Here is a 16,660-nt window from a genome sequence, read left to right on the forward strand (position 1 = left end):
ATGAAGATCAAGAAGGGCGACCTGGTCCAGGTCATCACCGGCAAGGACAAGGGCAAGCAGGGCAAGGTCATCGCCGCTTTCCCGCGCGACGAGCGCGTCCTGGTCGAGGGTGTCAACCGGGTCAAGAAGCACACCAAGGCCAACCAGCCGGGCCGTGCCTCCCAGGCCGGCGGCATCGTGACCACCGAGGCCCCCATCCACGTCAGCAACGTGCAGCTCGTCGTGGAGAAGGACGGCAAGAAGGTCGTCACCCGCGTCGGCTACCGGTTTGACGACGAGGGCAACAAGATCCGCGTTGCCAAGCGGACCGGTGAGGACATCTGATGGCTACCACGACTGCGCCGCGTCTCAAGACGCGCTACCGCGAGGAAATCGTCGGCAAGCTGCGTGACGAGTTCGCGTACGAGAACGTCATGCAGGTCCCCGGTCTGGTCAAGATCGTGGTCAACATGGGTGTGGGCGACGCCGCCCGCGACTCCAAGCTGATCGAGGGCGCCATCCGCGACCTCACCACGATCACCGGCCAGAAGCCGGCCGTCACCAAGGCCCGCAAGTCCATCGCGCAGTTCAAGCTGCGCGAGGGCCAGCCGATCGGCGCCCATGTGACGCTTCGCGGCGACCGCATGTGGGAGTTCCTCGACCGCACCCTGTCGCTGGCGCTGCCGCGCATCCGCGACTTCCGCGGTCTGTCCCCCAAGCAGTTCGACGGCCGGGGCAACTACACCTTCGGTCTCACGGAGCAGGTCATGTTCCATGAGATCGACCAGGACAAGATCGACCGCGTCCGGGGTATGGACATCACCGTGGTCACCACGGCGACCAACGACGCTGAAGGCCGTGCCCTTCTCCGTCACCTCGGCTTCCCGTTCAAGGAGGCGTGAGCGAGATGGCGAAGAAGGCTCTGATTGCCAAGGCCGCTCGTAAGCCCAAGTTCGGTGTGCGCGCGTACACCCGCTGCCAGCGCTGCGGCCGTCCGCACTCCGTGTACCGCAAGTTCGGCCTGTGCCGCGTGTGCCTTCGTGAGATGGCCCACCGTGGCGAGCTGCCGGGCGTGACCAAGAGCTCCTGGTAGTCCCCAGTCCGGTCCGTCGGCCCGAAGAGCCGCCCCGAGGGGCGGCGGCCGGGCGACGGGTGGGCGGGATTACCGGAGGCTCTCGGTAAGCAACGGGTCGGCGGGTCCCCGACTCACATGCCGTAGGCTTGTGGGGTTGGGCGCCCGCCGCCCTGAACGACTTACTACGCCGTAGGTCCCCGTGCCGCACCCGTCCCGCCCCTGTGCGGGGAGAGGGATGGCGCATACAGGAAACCCCGGCGAGAGAGGCCGAAGGCCAATTCATGACCATGACTGATCCGATCGCGGACATGCTGACCCGTCTGCGTAACGCGAACTCGGCGTACCACGACTCCGTGACGATGCCGCACAGCAAGATCAAGTCTCACATCGCGGAGATCCTCCAGCAGGAGGGCTTCATCACGGGCTGGAAGGTCGAGGACGCCGAGGTCGGCAAGAACCTCGTCCTCGAGCTGAAGTTCGGCCCGAACCGTGAGCGCTCCATCGCGGGCATCAAGCGGATCTCCAAGCCCGGTCTCCGGGTCTACGCGAAGTCCACCAACCTGCCGAAGGTGCTCGGCGGCCTGGGCGTGGCCATCATCTCCACGTCCCACGGGCTCCTCACCGACAAGCAGGCCAGCAAGAAGGGTGTGGGCGGGGAAGTCCTCGCCTACGTCTGGTAGTCGGGAACGGAGGAGAAGAACAATGTCGCGTATCGGCAAGCTCCCCATCCCGGTTCCCGCCGGCGTGGACGTCACCATCGAGGGCCGCACGGTCACGGTGAAGGGTTCCAAGGGCACCCTGACCCACACCGTCGCCGCGCCGATCGAGATCGGGAAGGGCGAGAACGGCACCCTGCAGGTGTCCCGCCCCAACGACGAGCGTCAGAACAAGGCCCTGCACGGCCTGTCCCGCACGCTGGTGGCCAACATGATCACCGGTGTGACCCAGGGATACACCAAGGCGCTCGAGATCAGCGGTGTCGGTTACCGCGTGGCCGCGAAGGGCTCCAACCTGGAGTTCCAGCTCGGCTACAGCCATCCGATCCTGGTGGAGGCCCCCGAGGGGATCTCCTTCAAGGTCGAGTCGCCGACCAAGTTCTCGGTCGAGGGCATCGACAAGCAGAAGGTCGGCGAGGTCGCCGCGAACATCCGCAAGCTGCGCAAGCCCGACCCGTACAAGGCCAAGGGCGTGAAGTACGCGGGCGAGGTCATCCGCCGCAAGGTCGGAAAGGCTGGTAAGTAAGCCATGGCATACGGCGTGAAGATTGCCAAGGGCAAGGCCTACAAGGGCGCCGCTCTGAAGCGTCGCCACATCCGCATCCGCAAGAAGATCTCGGGTACGGCGGAGCGTCCGCGCCTGGTCGTCACCCGGTCCAACCGCGGCATCACCGCCCAGGTCATCGACGACCTCAAGGGCCACACCGTGGCGTCGGCGTCCACCCTGGACGCTTCCATCCGCGGCGGCGAGGGCGACAAGTCGGCGAAGGCGAAGCAGGTCGGCCAGCTCGTGGCCGAGCGTGCCAAGGCCGCCGGCATCGAGGCCGTCGTGTTCGACCGCGGCGGCAACCAGTACGCCGGGCGCATCGCCGCCCTGGCGGACGCCGCCCGCGAAGCCGGCCTGAAGTTCTGAGCCGTTCGTAGCTAGCGGAAAAGAGAGAGGTAAATCCAATGGCTGGACCCCAGCGCCGCGGCAGCGGTGCCGGTGGCGGCGAGCGGCGGGACCGGAAGGGCCGTGACGGCGGCGCTGCTGCCGCCGAGAAGACCGCGTACGTCGAGCGCGTCGTCGCGATCAACCGCGTCGCCAAGGTTGTGAAGGGTGGTCGTCGCTTCAGCTTCACCGCGCTGGTCGTGGTGGGCGACGGTGACGGCACCGTGGGTGTCGGTTACGGCAAGGCCAAGGAGGTGCCGGCCGCCATCGCCAAGGGTGTGGAGGAGGCCAAGAAGCACTTCTTCAAGGTCCCCCGCATCCAGGGCACCATCCCCCACCCCATCCAGGGTGAGAAGGCGGCGGGCGTCGTGCTGCTCAAGCCGGCTTCCCCCGGTACCGGTGTGATCGCCGGTGGCCCGGTGCGCGCCGTGCTCGAGTGCGCCGGCGTGCACGACATCCTGTCGAAGTCCCTGGGCTCCGACAACGCGATCAACATCGTGCACGCGACCGTGGCGGCCCTGAAGGGCCTGCAGCGTCCCGAGGAGATCGCGGCCCGCCGCGGTCTGCCGCTCGAGGACGTCGCCCCCGCGGCCCTGCTTCGTGCGCGTGCGGGAGCGGGTGCGTGATGGCCCGCCTCAAGATCACGCAGACGAAGTCGTACATCGGCAGCAAGCAGAACCACCGTGACACCCTGCGTTCGCTCGGCCTGAAGAAGGTCAACGACGTGGTCGTCAAGGAGGACCGCCCCGAGTTCCGCGGAATGGTGCACACCGTCCGCCACCTCGTGACGGTCGAGGAGGTCGACTGATCATGGCGGAGCAGAACCCGCTGAAGATCCACAACCTCCGTCCCGCCCCCGGCGCCAAGACCGCCAAGACCCGTGTGGGTCGTGGTGAGGCGTCGAAGGGTAAGACGGCCGGTCGTGGTACCAAGGGCACGAAGGCCCGCTACCAGGTTCCGGAGCGCTTCGAGGGCGGCCAGATGCCGCTGCACATGCGCCTCCCGAAGCTGAAGGGCTTCAAGAACCCGTTCAAGACCGAGTACCAGGTCGTCAACCTGGACAAGCTCGCCGCCCTCTACCCCGAGGGTGGCGAGGTCACGGTCGCCGACCTGGTCGCCAAGGGCGCGGTTCGCAAGAACCAGCTCGTCAAGGTGCTGGGCCAGGGCGAGGTCTCCGTGGCGCTGCAGGTGACGGTCGACGCCGTCTCCGGCTCCGCCAAGGAGAAGATCACCGCCGCCGGCGGCACCGTCACCGAGCTCGTCTGAGACGAGCCGATGGCCTGAACACCAACCGGGGATGCTCTCAGACGGGCATCCCCGGTTGGTCGTTCCCAGGGTTGGTCGTTCCAAGGGGGGCACACTCGCCGGTAAGGTGGCGTGCGTCGTTGCTGTCATCCCCGGGGGGCGACCCCCGCACCGCGAAGTGAGGCCCACCGGCCCCCCGGAGCGGTACCCGTCCCCTACGAATTCGTCGAACCTCAAGACCGTCACCTCTGACGCTTTGCGCGGGGGTCGCAGGAGGCACCGTGCTCACCGCGTTCGCCCGGGCGTTCAAGACGCCCGACCTGCGCAAGAAGCTGCTCTTCACGCTCGGCATCATCGTGCTGTACCGGCTCGGCGCGCACATCCCCGTGCCCGGCGTCAGCTATGAGAACGTCCAGATCTGTGTGGACCAGGCAGCGCAGAACAACAGCAGCCTCTTCGGCCTCGTCAACATGTTCAGCGGCGGGGCGCTTCTGCAGATCACGATCTTCGCGCTCGGCATCATGCCGTACATCACGGCGAGCATCATCCTCCAGCTGCTGACGGTGGTCATCCCCCGTCTGGAGGCCCTCAAGAAGGAGGGCCAGTCCGGCACCGCGAAGATCACGCAGTACACGCGCTACCTCACGGTCGCCCTGGCCGTGCTCCAGGGCACCGGCCTGGTGGCGACGGCCCGCAGCGGCGCGCTGTTCTCCGGCTGCCAGGTGGCCAACGAGATCGTGCCCGACCAGTCGATCTTCGTGACGGCCACCATGGTGGTCACCATGACCGCCGGCACCGCCCTGGTGATGTGGCTCGGCGAGCTGATCACGGACCGCGGCATCGGCAACGGCATGTCCATCCTGATGTTCATCTCCATCGCCGCCGGCTTCCCCGGCGCGCTGTGGGCCATCAAGGAGAGCGGCAACCTCGCCAAGGGCTGGATCGAGTTCGGCACGGTCATCCTGATCGGCTTCGTGATGGTGGCGCTCGTCGTCTTCGTCGAGCAGGCCCAGCGGCGCATCCCGGTCCAGTACGCCAAGCGGATGATCGGCCGCAGGTCGTACGGCGGTACGTCCACCTACATCCCGCTCAAGGTGAACCAGGCGGGTGTGATTCCCGTCATCTTCGCCTCGTCGCTGCTCTACATCCCGGCGCTCATCGCCCAGTTCTCGAACTCGGACGCGGCGTGGAAGCGGTGGATCGAAGCCCACTTCGTCAGTGGTGACCACCCCTACTACATCGCGACGTACTTCGTGCTGATCGTGTTCTTCGCCTTCTTCTACGTGGCCATCTCGTTCAACCCCGAGGAAGTCGCGGACAACATGAAGAAGTATGGTGGCTTCATCCCGGGTATCCGGGCCGGTCGACCTACCGCCGAGTATCTGAGCTACGTGCTGAACCGGATCACCTGGCCGGGCTCGCTGTATCTGGGTCTGATCGCTCTCGTGCCGACGATGGCGTTGGCGGGCTTCGGTGGTGCGAACCAGAACTTCCCGTTCGGCGGCACCAGCATCCTCATCATCGTGGGTGTCGGTCTGGAGACCGTGAAGCAGATCGAGAGCCAGCTCCAGCAGCGCAACTACGAAGGGTTCCTCCGCTGATGCGAATCGTCCTCGTCGGACCGCCCGGTGCCGGCAAGGGAACGCAGGCCGCGTTCCTCGCCGGGAACCTGTCGATCCCGCACATCTCCACGGGCGACCTGTTCCGGGCCAACATCAGCCAGGGGACGGAGCTGGGCAAGCAGGCCAAGGCGTACATGGACGCCGGCAACCTGGTGCCGGACGAGGTGACCATCGGGATGGCGCGCGACCGGATGGCCCAGCCGGACGCCAAGAACGGGTTTCTGCTGGACGGCTTCCCGCGCAACGTCTCGCAGGCCGAGGCGCTCGACACGGCGCTGGCGTCGGACGGGGTGAAGCTGGACGCGGTCCTGGACCTGGAGGTCCCGGAGGACGAGGTCGTCAAGCGGATCGCGGGCCGCCGCGTCTGCCGCAACGACAGCGCCCACGTCTTCCACGTCACCTACAGCGCCCCCCGGACCGAGGGCGTCTGCGACGTGTGCGGCGGCGGCCTCTACCAGCGGGACGACGACTCCGAGGAGACCGTCCGCAAGCGGCTCGAGGTCTACCACACGCAGACCGAGCCGATCATCGACCACTACCGGGCCCAGGGCCTGCTGGTGACCATCTCCGCGCTCGGCAAGGTCGACGAGGTGACCGAGCGCGCGATGGAGGCACTGGAGACGGACCGGGCCGCCTAGGGCGGGACGCGAGGGCGGGCCCCGTCCGCCCGCGGGGCGGGAGGGACCCTCGGCTTCACGACGTGCCCCCGGTCCCCCGGTCCCGACCCGCAGACGCAGTACCTCCGAGCGGACCGCATACGGCCGCGGTGTCCCCGGGACGCCGCGGCCGTATCGTTGACGAGCCAGGCATTCCGCCGACCCACTCTCCGAACCCGAAAGGCGCCGGCCCCCATGGTGCAGATCAAGACCCCCGAGCAGATCGCGAAGATGCGTGAGGCGGGGCTGGTCGTCGCCGCCATCCACGCGGCGACCCGCGAGGCGGCGGTCCCCGGTGCCACCACGAGGGACCTGGACGAGGTCGCCCGCAAGGTGATCGCCGACCACGGGGCCAAGTCCAACTTCCTCGGGTACGGCGGGTTCCCCGCCACCATCTGCACCTCGGTGAACGAGGTCGTCGTCCACGGCATCCCGGACGGCAAGACGGTCCTCAAGCACGGCGACGTCATCTCCGTCGACGCCGGGGCGATCGTCGACGGCTGGCACGGCGACGCGGCGTTCACCGCGTTCGTGGGCGACGGCCATGCTCCGGAGCTGGTCGAGCTCTCCCGGGTGACCGAGGAGTCCATGTGGGCCGGCATCGCCGCCATGAGGAACGGCAACCGGCTGGTCGACGTCTCCCGGGCGATCGAGACGTACATCCGCCGGCAGCCGAAGCCGGGCGGCGGCCGGTACGGGATCATCGAGGACTACGGCGGCCACGGCATCGGCACCGAGATGCACATGGACCCGCACCTGCTGAACTACGTCAGCCGCAAGCGCGGCAGGGGCCCCAAGCTGGTTCCGGGCGTCTGCCTGGCGATCGAGCCGATGGTGTCGCTCGGCACCCCGCACACCGAGGTGCTCGCCGACGACTGGACCGTGATCACCACGGACGGCACCTGGTCCTCGCACTGGGAGCACTCGGTGGCGCTGACGGAGGAAGGCCCGCTGGTGCTGACGGCCGTGGACGGCGGCCGGGCGAAGCTGGCGGAGCTGGGCGTCACGGCGGCTCCGGACCCGCTGGCCTGAGCGGGGCCCGGGGGCGCGGGGCCCAGGTCCGAGCGGGCCACCGGGTGCGCCCCGGGCGGCGGGCGGGGTGATCGGGGAGCCCCGGCCGCCCCGCTCCTGCTTAAGGATCTCCTACCTTGGGCAAACTCCCCGGATTCGTCTTTTCCGGGGGCCTGACGTAGACTGATGCGTCGGTTCGCGTGTACCCGTATGCCCGCTTGCGGTCGGAGGGTGGCAAGAGCCGATCAAGGTAGCCGATTCGAAGGGCGAAGCGTGGCCAAGAAGCAAGGTGCCATCGAGATTGAGGGCACCGTGATCGAGTCCCTGCCGAACGCCATGTTCAAGGTGGAACTCCAGAACGGTCACAAGGTCCTCGCGCACATCTCCGGCAAGATGCGGATGCACTACATCCGGATCCTTCCGGACGACCGGGTCGTCGTGGAGCTCTCTCCGTACGACCTGACGCGCGGGCGGATCGTCTACCGATACAAGTAGATCTTGCCCTCCCCTCTCCCGAGGGGTGCTGGCACTGACCCGGAGAACCTCACATCCCATGAAGGTCAAGCCGAGCGTCAAGAAGATCTGCGACAAGTGCAAGGTGATCCGCCGTCACGGCCGGGTCATGGTCATCTGCGACAACCTGCGCCACAAGCAGCGCCAGGGCTGACGCACGCCGACCTGCACTCCGCAGATCTTCGCGCGACGCGAGCAACACATGTTCACCAGCAGAGCCCGCCCAGTCCGCGAGGACCGGCGGCACCTCCGGCGGGGGCCGGGGACCGGGACGTACCACCTCTCCCCAGGGAGCGGTCGGCGGCCCGGGACGGTTCTGCCGCAGACCCCCGAACACCACAGGAGCCATTGAATGGCACGCGTTTCCGGTGTTGACATCCCGCGCGACAAGCGCGTGGAGGTCGCACTCACCTACGTCTTCGGCATCGGCCGCACCCTGGCGCAGGAGACCCTCGCCGCGACCGGTGTGAACCCGAACGCCCGCGTTCGTGACCTGGCCGAAGAGGACCTGGTCAAGATCCGCGAGTACGTGGACAACAACATCAAGACCGAGGGCGACCTCCGTCGCGAGATCCAGGCCGACATCCGCCGCAAGGTCGAGATCGGCTGCTACCAGGGTCTGCGCCACCGCCGCGGTCTGCCGGTCCACGGCCAGCGCACCAGCACGAACGCCCGTACCCGCAAGGGTCCGCGTCGCGCCATCGCCGGCAAGAAGAAGCCGGGCAAGAAGTAGTCCTCAGCAGGACGCTCTACCAGCGGTCTTCGCTGTAGGACCGACCACCTCCACGGGAGAAATACATGCCCCCCAAGGGACGCCAGGGCGCCGTCAAGAAGGTGCGCCGCAAGGAAAAGAAGAACGTCGCTCACGGCCACGCGCACATCAAGAGCACGTTCAACAACACGATCGTCTCGATCACGGACCCGAGTGGCAACGTGATCTCCTGGGCCTCCGCCGGCCACGTCGGCTTCAAGGGCTCGCGCAAGTCCACCCCCTTCGCCGCGCAGATGGCCGCCGAGTCGGCCGCCCGCCGCGCGCAGGAGCACGGCATGCGCAAGGTCGACGTCTTCGTCAAGGGTCCGGGCTCCGGCCGTGAGACCGCGATCCGCTCCCTGCAGGCCACCGGCCTCGAGGTCGGCTCCATCCAGGACGTCACCCCGACGCCGCACAACGGCTGCCGTCCCCCCAAGCGCCGCCGCGTCTGACGCGTCGCCGCAGCTGTGAGACCGGCTCGGGTGCCGGGCGCCGCCGGCGCCCTCCCCGCCCGGGCCGGGGCTTCGGGCGGTACGGCCCCATGTGGGACGTACCGCCCGTACCCTTGCAGTACGCAGTTTCTCGAGAGCCGGGCCCGTCCCGGCCGAGTCGGGCGTCAAATAGCGGGCGCCCATGACTGAAGGATCATTGACATGCTGATCGCTCAGCGTCCCTCGCTGACCGAAGAGGTCGTCGACGAGTACCGCTCCCGGTTCGTGATCGAGCCGCTGGAGCCGGGCTTCGGCTACACCCTCGGCAACTCCCTCCGCCGTACGCTCCTCTCCTCGATCCCGGGCGCGGCCGTCACGTCCATCCGGATCGACGGCGTCCTGCACGAGTTCACCACCGTGCCGGGTGTCAGGGAGGACGTCACCGACCTGATCCTGAACATCAAGCAGCTGGTCGTCTCCTCGGAGCACGACGAGCCGGTCGTGATGTACCTGCGCAAGCAGGGCCCGGGTCTGGTCACCGCCGCCGACATCGCGCCCCCGGCCGGTGTCGAGGTCCACAACCCCGACCTGGTCCTGGCCACGCTGAACGGCAAGGGCAAGCTGGAGATGGAGCTGACCGTCGAGCGCGGTCGCGGCTATGTCTCCGCCGTGCAGAACAAGCAGGTGGGCCAGGAGATCGGCCGTATCCCGGTCGACTCCATCTACTCCCCGGTGCTCAAGGTCACGTACAAGGTCGAGGCCACCCGTGTGGAGCAGCGCACCGACTTCGACAAGCTGATCGTCGACGTCGAGACCAAGCAGGCCATGCGCCCGCGCGACGCCATGGCGTCGGCCGGCAAGACCCTGGTCGAGCTGTTCGGCCTGGCCCGCGAACTCAACATCGACGCCGAGGGCATCGACATGGGCCCGTCCCCGACGGACGCCGCCCTCGCCGCCGACCTGGCGCTGCCGATCGAGGAGCTGGAACTCACGGTCCGCTCCTACAACTGCCTCAAGCGCGAGGGCATCCACTCCGTGGGTGAGCTCGTCGCCCGCTCGGAGGCCGACCTCCTCGACATCCGCAACTTCGGTGCGAAGTCGATCGACGAGGTCAAGGCGAAGCTGGCCGGCATGGGCCTGGCCCTCAAGGACAGCCCGCCCGGATTCGACCCGACCGCCGCCGCCGACGCCTTCGGCGCCGACGACGACGCGGACGCCGGTTTCGTCGAGACCGAGCAGTACTGAGCACCTCCCGGAGGGGTGCGGGGCCCGGCGCCCCGCACCCCTCCGGGGAGGCCGCTCTCCGGGGCCCGCTGCCCCGGACACCGGGCGGGAGCCCGGCACAGACGTCCCCGGCACCGCCGGGGGGTGCGCGAGGGGCCCGAGCCCCTCGCACAGGCTGACACCGGTACCTGACACGGCCGGTGCAGATCACGAGGAGAAGAACCATGCCGAAGCCCGCCAAGGGTGCCCGTCTGGGCGGCAGTGCCGCGCACGAGAAGCTGCTTCTCGCGAACCTCGCGAAGTCGCTCTTCGAGCACGGCCGCATCACCACGACCGAGGCCAAGGCCCGCCGCCTGCGTCCGGTCGCCGAGCGCCTGATCACCAAGGCGAAGAAGGGCGACATCCACAACCGTCGCCTGGTGCTGCAGACGATCACGGACAAGGGCATCGTCCACACGCTCTTCACCGAGATCGCCCCGCGCTACGCCGAGCGTCCGGGTGGCTACACCCGGATCACCAAGATCGGCAACCGCCGTGGTGACAACGCGCCGATGGCCGTGATCGAGCTCGTCGAGGGCGAGATCGCGAAGAAGGCCACCGTCGCCGAGGCCGAGGCCGCCACCAAGCGCGCGGTCAAGGAGGCCGACGAGGCCAAGGCCGAGGAGACCGAGGCGGAGGACGCCAAGGCCGACGACGTCAAGGCCGAGGAGACCAAGGCTGAGGAGACCAAGGCCGAGGAGACCAAGGCCGAGGACGCCGCCGAGGCTCCGGCCGAGGAGTCGAAGGACGCCTGAGGCGTTCCGCGACCGCTTTGCGGCTGACGGACGGGCCCGCTCCCCTCTCCCGGGGGCGGGCCCGTTCCCCTTGACAGCAGGAGAGGCACTCGAGACGTGAGCGACGACGTGAGGCCCGGCTTCGTCCGGGTGCGGCTGGACCTGTCCTACGACGGCAGGGACTTCTCGGGCTGGGCCCGCCAGACACGTGGGCGGCGGACGGTCCAGGCCGAGATCGAGGACGCGATCCGTACCGTGACCCGTTCGCGGGACACGTACGACCTGACCGTCGCCGGCCGCACCGACGCGGGGGTGCACGCCCGCGGCCAGGTCGCGCACGTCGATCTGCCCCAGGACCTCTGGGCGGAGCACCGGGACAAGCTGCTGCGGCGGCTCGCCGGACGGCTGCCCCACGACGTCCGGGTCTGGAAGGCCGAGGAGGCGCCGGACGGTTTCAACGCCCGCTTCTCGGCGATCTGGCGCCGCTACGCCTACCGGGTCACCGACCACCCGTCCGGCGTCGACCCGCTGCTGCGCGGCCATGTCCTCCGGCACGACCGGCCGTTGGACGCTGACGCCATGAACGCGGCGGCCGAACGGCTCCTCGGGGAACACGACTTCGCCGCCTACTGCAAGAAGCGCGAGGGCGCCACCACCATCCGGACCCTCCGGGAGCTGCGCTGGGAGCGGGACGCGTCGGGGATCCTCACCGCGACCGTGCGGGCCGACGCCTTCTGCCACAACATGGTCCGCTCGCTCGTCGGCGCGATGCTGTTCGTCGGCGACGGCCACCGTCCGGCGGACTGGCCGGCCCTGGTGCTGGCCGCCGGCGTGCGTGACTCGGCGGTCCATGTCGTGCGGCCGCACGGGCTCACCCTGGAGGAGGTCGGCTATCCCGCCGACGGGCTGCTGGCCGCCAGGAACCTCGAGGCGCGCAACCGGCGTACGCTGCCGGACCGCGGCGCGGGGGCGGCGGGCTGCTGCTGACCCGGCGGCCTTCGGTGCCCGGACCAGGTCGTGGGAGGTCTGCGCCTGCTTCCGGCCCGCGTTGCGCAGGCGTCGGGCCGGCACCGGAGAGGCCCCGCTCAGTCCCTGGCCCACGTCGTGAGGAGGCCGGACAGCGCCTTCGCCGCCTCGTCGGCGTCGCGGCCGTCCCCCCGGGCGCCGGGTGCGAGTTCCACATGGACGAAGTCCGTGTGCCGCCGCTTCGCGGACTCGCCCTGCACGTTCGCGGTGCCCTCCAGCGGGCACCGCGCTGACCAGCCCCGGCAGACGCGCAGTCCGCCGGCCTCCATGACGTCCGCCAGGGCCGAGACCTCGCCGGACGCGTCCTGCACGGGCCCGGTGGAGACGATCGCGTCATAGGGACGGTCGGAGGCGCGGGCGAAGCCGTGCAGTTGGACGCCCGGAACTCCGCGCTTCTGCAGTTCCTCGACGACTGCGTGGAAGGCGCTGTCCTTGCGGTGGGCGACATCCGCCGCGTTCCCCCGGCCGGCGTGGCGATGGGCTCCGGCCAGGACGAGGGCGCCGCCGGGGGCGTCCTCGAGCAGCCGTACACCGAGTTCCTCGGTGTGCCGGTCGGCCACGGGGTGCGGGACCTGAGCGCTCCAGTGGATGCCGGAGTCGGCCGCGAGGTAGAGGCGGCCCCAGCGCCGGCCCTCGCCCGGGCGGAGCGAGGCGACCTCGTCGTAGCGCCGGCCGGACGCGGTGTCCGTCAGCCGGGTGGCGGTGAATCCGACCGTGGCGAGCAGCCGTTCGGCCTCCCCGGCATCACCCTGCAGCAGGTGCCCGACACCGGCGGCCAGCCGTTCGCGTTGCTCCTTGTCGGGTGCCGTGTAGGTGCCGTCGGGTCCGATGCCCGCCGTGTACTCGAGAATCCGGCTGCGCAGGTCCACCAACTCCCGGGCGGCCGGGGCGGAGTCCCTGCCGCTCTCCGGCGCTGTCGACTGACACCCCACCAGGGCCGGGACCAGCCCCACGAGAACAAGAACGTTCACCAAAAGTGATGATCTCGTGATCCGATGTTCGGGGGCGGTCGTGGAGACCGTGTGAACATGAGCTAGTGACATTCCGTAAGTCTCTCCCTAAGGGCCGTTCCCTGGCGATTCCGGCGGTGGTCGCGGTGTTCGCCGCGGGCTGCGCACCGGGTCCCGTGGAGTCGCAGTCCAAGCCGGGCGGACGCTCGTTCACCGTGGCCGCAGCGGGCGACGTGCTCATCCATCCCGAGTTGGTGGACCAGGCGGCCAAGGACGCGGAGAAGACCGGTGAGGGGGAGGCCGGTCTGGACTTCGGGCCGATGCTCGCCGGGCTCAAGCCGGTCATCAGCAAGGCGGACCTGGGGATCTGCCACATGGAGACCCCGGTCGGGGAGCCCGAGGGCCCCTTCGAGGGATACCCGGAGTTCCTGGTTCCGCCGCAGGTCCTGACGGCGCTGAAGGACGTGGGCTACGACACCTGCTCTACGGCCTCCAACCACACCTTCGACCACGGTTTCAAGGGTGTGAAGCGCACACTGGACGCCCTGGACGAGGTGGGGCTCGGACACACCGGTTCCGCACGCACGGCCGAGGAAGCGGAGCAGATCAACATCCGCGAGGTCAACGGCGTCAAGGTCGCCCATCTCTCCTACTCCTGGGAGTCCTTTGTCCACCCCACCCCGGAGAAGCAGCGCTGGGTGCTCAACCGGACGGACACCTCGAAGATCAGGAAGGCTGAGGCCCGGGCCCGGGCCAAGGGTGCCGAGGCGGTGATTCTCTCCATCCACTGGGGCGCCGAGTACTACAACGAGCCGGGCACGGCCCAGCTGCGGCTCGCGCAGTGGCTCACCGAGGAGACCGGGATCGATCTCGTGATCGGACACCACGCTCACGTGGTCCAGCCGATCCAGAAGGTGAACGGCACCTGGATCGCCTACAGCCTCGGCAACCAGGTGGCACGGCACTCCTCCCCCGCGGGGATCACCGAGGAGGGGGCGATCGGCTGGTTCGAGTTCCGGGAGACGACGGACGGGTGGGACGTCACCGCCCGCTACCGCACCACGCTGGTGGACATCCCGCCGGAGGTGGCGCCCGGCGAGAAGCTGCCCGAGGGCGCGGTGGAGGACCACCGGGTCGTCGATGTCCGGCAGGTGCTCGGCCAGCCCGGCGAACTGTCGGAGGACCGGCTCGCCCGCTACCGGCTGGCGGCCGACCGCACCCGCGGATTCCTCTTCAACCGGGGGGCTCCGGGAGGCGACGGACTCGCCGAACTCTCCCTCGGGAAGTGAGCTTCGACACAGCACTTTCCGCGCCGGGGCGCACAACCTCGGCGCGTATGAGAAGTCTCAGTATTGGCGGCTGTCCGGACGTCCGGCGGCCGCGGCAGCGGTGGTCGAGTTCTGCGCCGCGCATCCGTAGAAAACAGGGGAAGAGCACCGGTGACATCGAGCCATGCCGCGAATTCCGTGCGGGGAGGGCGGCGGCGCAGCCGTAGACGGGCGGACATGCCGCTGCTGGGTGGCATCCGCCCGCCGATCGCGGTGCTGTGCGTCCTGGTCCTGGTCCTGGCCGGCCTCACCGTACAGGTGCTCGGTCCGGGCGGTGAGGCGGTCGTGCCGAAGGCGGTGCTGTCCTCGCAGCAGCGGTTCGCGGAGGACGGCGCCATCGCCCTGCGCGCCTCCATCGACGAGCGGGTCACCGACCTCCACCGGACCGCGGCCGCGCTGAACGCGGGTGCCCCGGTGGAACCGGAGCGCGTCCTGTCCGACCTGGGGAGGACCTACCAGAAGTGGACCGGCACCACCGTGCTGGACCTGGAGAGCGGAAAGGTCCTCGCGACACGCGGAGAGACCATTCCGCTGGCCTGGCTGGACAAGGACGTCCTCACCGGCGATCAGGCACTCAAGCCCCGCATGGTACGGCTGGGGACCGGTGACGTCCGGCTGATGACGATGGTCGTCCTCGACTGGAAGGACCGGCCTCAGCAACTGCTCGTCGCCTCCAACAGCCTGGCCGTTCCCGCCATCACCCTCGGCCCGTTCCGCACCATGGCGGTCGTCACCCGCGACGGCGAGATCCTCGCCACGGCCGGCTTCGAACAGGCCGAGGCGCTGAACTCGGACAAGCAGCGGGTGGAACTCACCTTCCTCCAGAAGCAGATGTCCCGCCTGTCCGACCAGGCGGCCGAGCGAACCGAGCAGCACCCCGTCACCGCCAAGGAGCCCGGTTCCCGGGGCTACCCCGGTGTCAGCGGAACCCTGCTGGGCGACGACTACAACGGCCGGATCGCCACCGCCGGTTACGCCTCGCTCGCCTCCTCCGACCCGGAGGAGAAGGAGAGCGTCGCCGCCGGCCTCGGGCTGACGGTCGTGGCCATGCTTCCCGTGGTCCAGCAGCACGCCGGCGAGCAGGGCCGGGAACTGTACGGACTGGTGGCGGCCGGCGCCCTGGTGGTGCTCGGGCTGCTCGCCGCGGCCGTGCTGTGGGCGAGCGTGCAGCGGCCTCTGCTGCGGCTGTTCCTGGAGTCCCGCCGGCTTGCCCGGGGAGATCTGACCCGGCCCGTCTCGGTACCCCGATGGGGAGAGGCCGCCCGGATCGGTTCCGCCCTGGAACGGATGCGCGAGCAGCTGCGCGGAGCGGAGGCCGACTCCGGCCCCGCCCCCCGCGGTGGTACAGGCCGGTTCGGGACCCGCGGACCGCTGATGCTGACCGCGGTTCTGCTGCTGCTGTGGTGCGTCCCCGTCGGTCTGCTGCTGAACCGTACGGACGGCTCGGTCAGCGTGCCCGCGGCCATGGTCAACGACCAGCGCGACCGCACCGACCTGATCGCCGACCGGGTCCGCCGGGCGCTGAACGAGGCCCAGGCCGACCTCGTCTCCACCTCCCGCCTGATCGACCCGGGCAAGTCCGAGACCACCACGGGTCTGCTGGCCGACGCCCTGCGCAAGCACACCCGCTACCAGGCGCTGTACGTCGTGGGCGAGGGGGGCAGGGTCGTCGCCCGGGCCGGCGGCGACCCGGGCGCCTGGCGCGACGGCGACGACCTGCCCCTGGTCCGGGTGTCCGGCAAGGGTGAGAAGAGGCCGGTCATCCAGGTCGGCGCGCCCGTGCCGGAGCACAAGGGCACGACCCTCGTCGGCGAGATGCGGGTCGAGTTCCTCAACTCGCTGCTGAAGCGGCCGGGCCTCGGCGAGGTCAGAGTCGTCAACGCCGACGCGGAGACCCTCGCCGCCAGTGACGGCTTCCTCGCCTTCGAGGAACTGCCGAACGACGCACTGCCCGACCTGGTCCGGGCCGCCGGTGTCCGGGTCGGCGCCGGCCCCGTCGAGAACAGCCTGCTCATCCGCGACGGTGGCGATGTCACCGTCGCCGCCGCGGCTCCCTTCTCCGGCGGTGGCGTCGCGGCCGACCTCGGCTGGAGCGTCGTCAGCTGGCAGAACGCCGAGCGTCTCCAGATCGCGCCCTATGAGCGCGAGGACCGCAGTGTGCTCGCGGGGATGCTCGGGCTGGCCGCGATCATCGTCTGCCTGGGCTGGGTGTACCTGGTGGTCGTACGGCCCCTGCGGGCCCTGGCCGCCGCCGCCGAGAAGCTCGCCGACGGCGACCTCAAGACCGTGCACTACCCGCGCTACCAGGACGAGGTCGGTGCCGTCGTCCGCAGCCTCGAACTGCTCCGCCAGCAGTTGCAGACCCGCAGACAGAACCAGGCGCGCCGGTCCGCCGAGCCCCGGCTCGGCGTCGGAGGAAGGTGACCGGC

At 69.4% G+C, this 16,660-nt stretch carries 22 protein-coding genes; 21 read left to right on the forward strand and 1 reads right to left on the reverse strand.

The features are described from left to right. The 19 genes from rplX to truA all read left to right on the forward strand — a co-directional run bounded on the left by rplX (position 1) and on the right by truA (position 11,914). Entirely contained in the window at positions 1–324 is a 324-nt protein-coding gene (gene rplX, locus DDQ41_RS18955; protein ID WP_017949655.1) for a 50S ribosomal protein L24, read from the forward strand. Then, the gene (gene rplE, locus DDQ41_RS18960) at positions 324–881 is read left to right on the forward strand and encodes a 50S ribosomal protein L5 (protein ID WP_109295552.1); all 558 of its coding nucleotides are present in this window, start codon (positions 324–326) and stop codon (positions 879–881) included. Before rplX ends, rplE begins: the two co-directional genes overlap by 1 nt. Before the next feature lie 5 nt (positions 882–886). Then, positions 887–1,072, forward strand: a complete 186-nt coding sequence (locus tag DDQ41_RS18965; RefSeq protein WP_003956452.1) for a type Z 30S ribosomal protein S14 — start codon at positions 887–889, stop codon at positions 1,070–1,072. Positions 1,073–1,335: 263 nt separating this feature from the next. Then, complete coding sequence (gene rpsH, locus DDQ41_RS18975) at positions 1,336–1,734, forward strand: 30S ribosomal protein S8 (RefSeq protein WP_017949652.1); 399 nt, start codon at positions 1,336–1,338, stop codon at positions 1,732–1,734. Positions 1,735–1,756: 22 nt separating this feature from the next. Beyond that, positions 1,757–2,296 (forward strand): 50S ribosomal protein L6, encoded by a 540-nt coding sequence (gene rplF, locus DDQ41_RS18980; RefSeq protein ID WP_109295553.1) that lies wholly within the window; start codon positions 1,757–1,759, stop codon positions 2,294–2,296. 3 nt (positions 2,297–2,299) lie between these two features. Beyond that, positions 2,300–2,683, forward strand: a complete 384-nt coding sequence (gene rplR / locus DDQ41_RS18985; RefSeq protein WP_109295554.1) for a 50S ribosomal protein L18 — start codon at positions 2,300–2,302, stop codon at positions 2,681–2,683. A gap of 38 nt (positions 2,684–2,721) precedes the next feature. After that, positions 2,722–3,327, forward strand: a complete 606-nt coding sequence (gene rpsE / locus DDQ41_RS18990; RefSeq protein ID WP_005313527.1) for a 30S ribosomal protein S5 — start codon at positions 2,722–2,724, stop codon at positions 3,325–3,327. After that, complete coding sequence (gene rpmD / locus DDQ41_RS18995) at positions 3,327–3,509, forward strand: 50S ribosomal protein L30 (protein ID WP_017949649.1); 183 nt, start codon at positions 3,327–3,329, stop codon at positions 3,507–3,509. The genes rpsE and rpmD overlap by 1 nt, the downstream gene beginning before the upstream one ends. Positions 3,510–3,511: 2 nt before the next feature. Beyond that, entirely contained in the window at positions 3,512–3,967 is a 456-nt protein-coding gene (gene rplO, locus DDQ41_RS19000) for a 50S ribosomal protein L15 (RefSeq protein WP_017949648.1), read from the forward strand. A gap of 260 nt (positions 3,968–4,227) precedes the next feature. Then, positions 4,228–5,547: a preprotein translocase subunit SecY gene (secY, locus tag DDQ41_RS19005; protein WP_109295555.1), complete on the forward strand. Its 1,320-nt coding sequence runs from the start codon at positions 4,228–4,230 to the stop codon at positions 5,545–5,547. Then, positions 5,547–6,206, forward strand: coding sequence for an adenylate kinase (locus tag DDQ41_RS19010; protein WP_109295556.1), 660 nt, complete (start codon positions 5,547–5,549; stop codon positions 6,204–6,206). Before secY ends, DDQ41_RS19010 begins: the two co-directional genes overlap by 1 nt. A 213-nt stretch (positions 6,207–6,419) precedes the next feature. Beyond that, on the forward strand, positions 6,420–7,256 hold the full coding sequence (map, locus tag DDQ41_RS19015; RefSeq protein ID WP_109295557.1) for a type I methionyl aminopeptidase: 837 nt from the start codon (positions 6,420–6,422) through the stop codon (positions 7,254–7,256). A 252-nt stretch (positions 7,257–7,508) separates the two neighbouring features. Beyond that, positions 7,509–7,730: a translation initiation factor IF-1 gene (gene infA / locus DDQ41_RS19020; protein WP_003956442.1), complete on the forward strand. Its 222-nt coding sequence runs from the start codon at positions 7,509–7,511 to the stop codon at positions 7,728–7,730. Between the two features lie 58 nt (positions 7,731–7,788). Next, entirely contained in the window at positions 7,789–7,902 is a 114-nt protein-coding gene (gene rpmJ / locus DDQ41_RS19025) for a 50S ribosomal protein L36 (RefSeq protein WP_003956441.1), read from the forward strand. Between the two features lie 198 nt (positions 7,903–8,100). After that, positions 8,101–8,481: a 30S ribosomal protein S13 gene (rpsM, locus tag DDQ41_RS19030; RefSeq protein WP_109295558.1), complete on the forward strand. Its 381-nt coding sequence runs from the start codon at positions 8,101–8,103 to the stop codon at positions 8,479–8,481. 65 nt (positions 8,482–8,546) lie between these two features. Continuing rightward, the gene (gene rpsK / locus DDQ41_RS19035) at positions 8,547–8,951 is read left to right on the forward strand and encodes a 30S ribosomal protein S11 (RefSeq protein ID WP_017949643.1); all 405 of its coding nucleotides are present in this window, start codon (positions 8,547–8,549) and stop codon (positions 8,949–8,951) included. A gap of 201 nt (positions 8,952–9,152) precedes the next feature. Next, positions 9,153–10,175: a DNA-directed RNA polymerase subunit alpha gene (locus DDQ41_RS19040; protein ID WP_017949642.1), complete on the forward strand. Its 1,023-nt coding sequence runs from the start codon at positions 9,153–9,155 to the stop codon at positions 10,173–10,175. Between the two features lie 203 nt (positions 10,176–10,378). Further along, positions 10,379–10,948: a 50S ribosomal protein L17 gene (rplQ, locus tag DDQ41_RS19045; RefSeq protein ID WP_109295559.1), complete on the forward strand. Its 570-nt coding sequence runs from the start codon at positions 10,379–10,381 to the stop codon at positions 10,946–10,948. 96 nt (positions 10,949–11,044) lie between these two features. Then, on the forward strand, positions 11,045–11,914 hold the full coding sequence (gene truA / locus DDQ41_RS19050; protein ID WP_109295560.1) for a tRNA pseudouridine(38-40) synthase TruA: 870 nt from the start codon (positions 11,045–11,047) through the stop codon (positions 11,912–11,914). Positions 11,915–12,012: 98 nt separating this feature from the next. Here truA and DDQ41_RS19055 read toward each other — a convergent pair whose 3' ends face one another. Next, positions 12,013–12,825, reverse strand: coding sequence for a hypothetical protein (locus tag DDQ41_RS19055; protein ID WP_109295561.1), 813 nt, complete (start codon positions 12,823–12,825; stop codon positions 12,013–12,015). Between the two features lie 215 nt (positions 12,826–13,040). Between DDQ41_RS19055 and DDQ41_RS19060 the strand changes: the two genes are divergently transcribed. Together DDQ41_RS19060 and DDQ41_RS19065 are read left to right on the forward strand one after the other, a co-directional pair. Then, positions 13,041–14,192 (forward strand): CapA family protein, encoded by a 1,152-nt coding sequence (locus DDQ41_RS19060; RefSeq protein ID WP_245991366.1) that lies wholly within the window; start codon positions 13,041–13,043, stop codon positions 14,190–14,192. 216 nt (positions 14,193–14,408) lie between these two features. After that, positions 14,409–16,655, forward strand: coding sequence for a HAMP domain-containing protein (locus DDQ41_RS19065; protein ID WP_172607756.1), 2,247 nt, complete (start codon positions 14,409–14,411; stop codon positions 16,653–16,655). The last annotated feature ends 5 nt before the right edge of the window (positions 16,656–16,660 follow it).

The organism is Streptomyces spongiicola, assembly GCF_003122365.1.
Lineage (GTDB): Bacteria > Actinomycetota > Actinomycetes > Streptomycetales > Streptomycetaceae > Streptomyces > Streptomyces spongiicola.

Excerpts from the sequence above, each read along its gene's own strand:
- rplE (WP_109295552.1), top strand. The coding sequence starts at position 324 with ATGGCTACCACGACTGCGCCGCGTCTCAAGACGCGCTACCGCGAGGAA.
- rplX (WP_017949655.1), top strand. The coding sequence starts at position 1 with ATGAAGATCAAGAAGGGCGACCTGGTCCAGGTCATCACCGGCAAGGAC.
- rpsE (WP_005313527.1), top strand. The coding sequence starts at position 2,722 with ATGGCTGGACCCCAGCGCCGCGGCAGCGGTGCCGGTGGCGGCGAGCGG.
- rplR (WP_109295554.1), top strand. The coding sequence starts at position 2,300 with ATGGCATACGGCGTGAAGATTGCCAAGGGCAAGGCCTACAAGGGCGCC.
- rpsM (WP_109295558.1), top strand. The coding sequence starts at position 8,101 with ATGGCACGCGTTTCCGGTGTTGACATCCCGCGCGACAAGCGCGTGGAG.
- DDQ41_RS18965 (WP_003956452.1), top strand. The coding sequence starts at position 887 with ATGGCGAAGAAGGCTCTGATTGCCAAGGCCGCTCGTAAGCCCAAGTTC.
- DDQ41_RS19010 (WP_109295556.1), top strand. The coding sequence starts at position 5,547 with ATGCGAATCGTCCTCGTCGGACCGCCCGGTGCCGGCAAGGGAACGCAG.
- map (WP_109295557.1), top strand. The coding sequence starts at position 6,420 with ATGGTGCAGATCAAGACCCCCGAGCAGATCGCGAAGATGCGTGAGGCG.
- rpsH (WP_017949652.1), top strand. The coding sequence starts at position 1,336 with ATGACCATGACTGATCCGATCGCGGACATGCTGACCCGTCTGCGTAAC.
- rplO (WP_017949648.1), top strand. The coding sequence starts at position 3,512 with ATGGCGGAGCAGAACCCGCTGAAGATCCACAACCTCCGTCCCGCCCCC.
- rplQ (WP_109295559.1), top strand. The coding sequence starts at position 10,379 with ATGCCGAAGCCCGCCAAGGGTGCCCGTCTGGGCGGCAGTGCCGCGCAC.
- DDQ41_RS19065 (WP_172607756.1), top strand. The coding sequence starts at position 14,409 with ATGCCGCTGCTGGGTGGCATCCGCCCGCCGATCGCGGTGCTGTGCGTC.
- DDQ41_RS19040 (WP_017949642.1), top strand. The coding sequence starts at position 9,153 with ATGCTGATCGCTCAGCGTCCCTCGCTGACCGAAGAGGTCGTCGACGAG.
- rplF (WP_109295553.1), top strand. The coding sequence starts at position 1,757 with ATGTCGCGTATCGGCAAGCTCCCCATCCCGGTTCCCGCCGGCGTGGAC.
- rpmJ (WP_003956441.1), top strand. The coding sequence starts at position 7,789 with ATGAAGGTCAAGCCGAGCGTCAAGAAGATCTGCGACAAGTGCAAGGTG.
- rpmD (WP_017949649.1), top strand. The coding sequence starts at position 3,327 with ATGGCCCGCCTCAAGATCACGCAGACGAAGTCGTACATCGGCAGCAAG.
- rpsK (WP_017949643.1), top strand. The coding sequence starts at position 8,547 with ATGCCCCCCAAGGGACGCCAGGGCGCCGTCAAGAAGGTGCGCCGCAAG.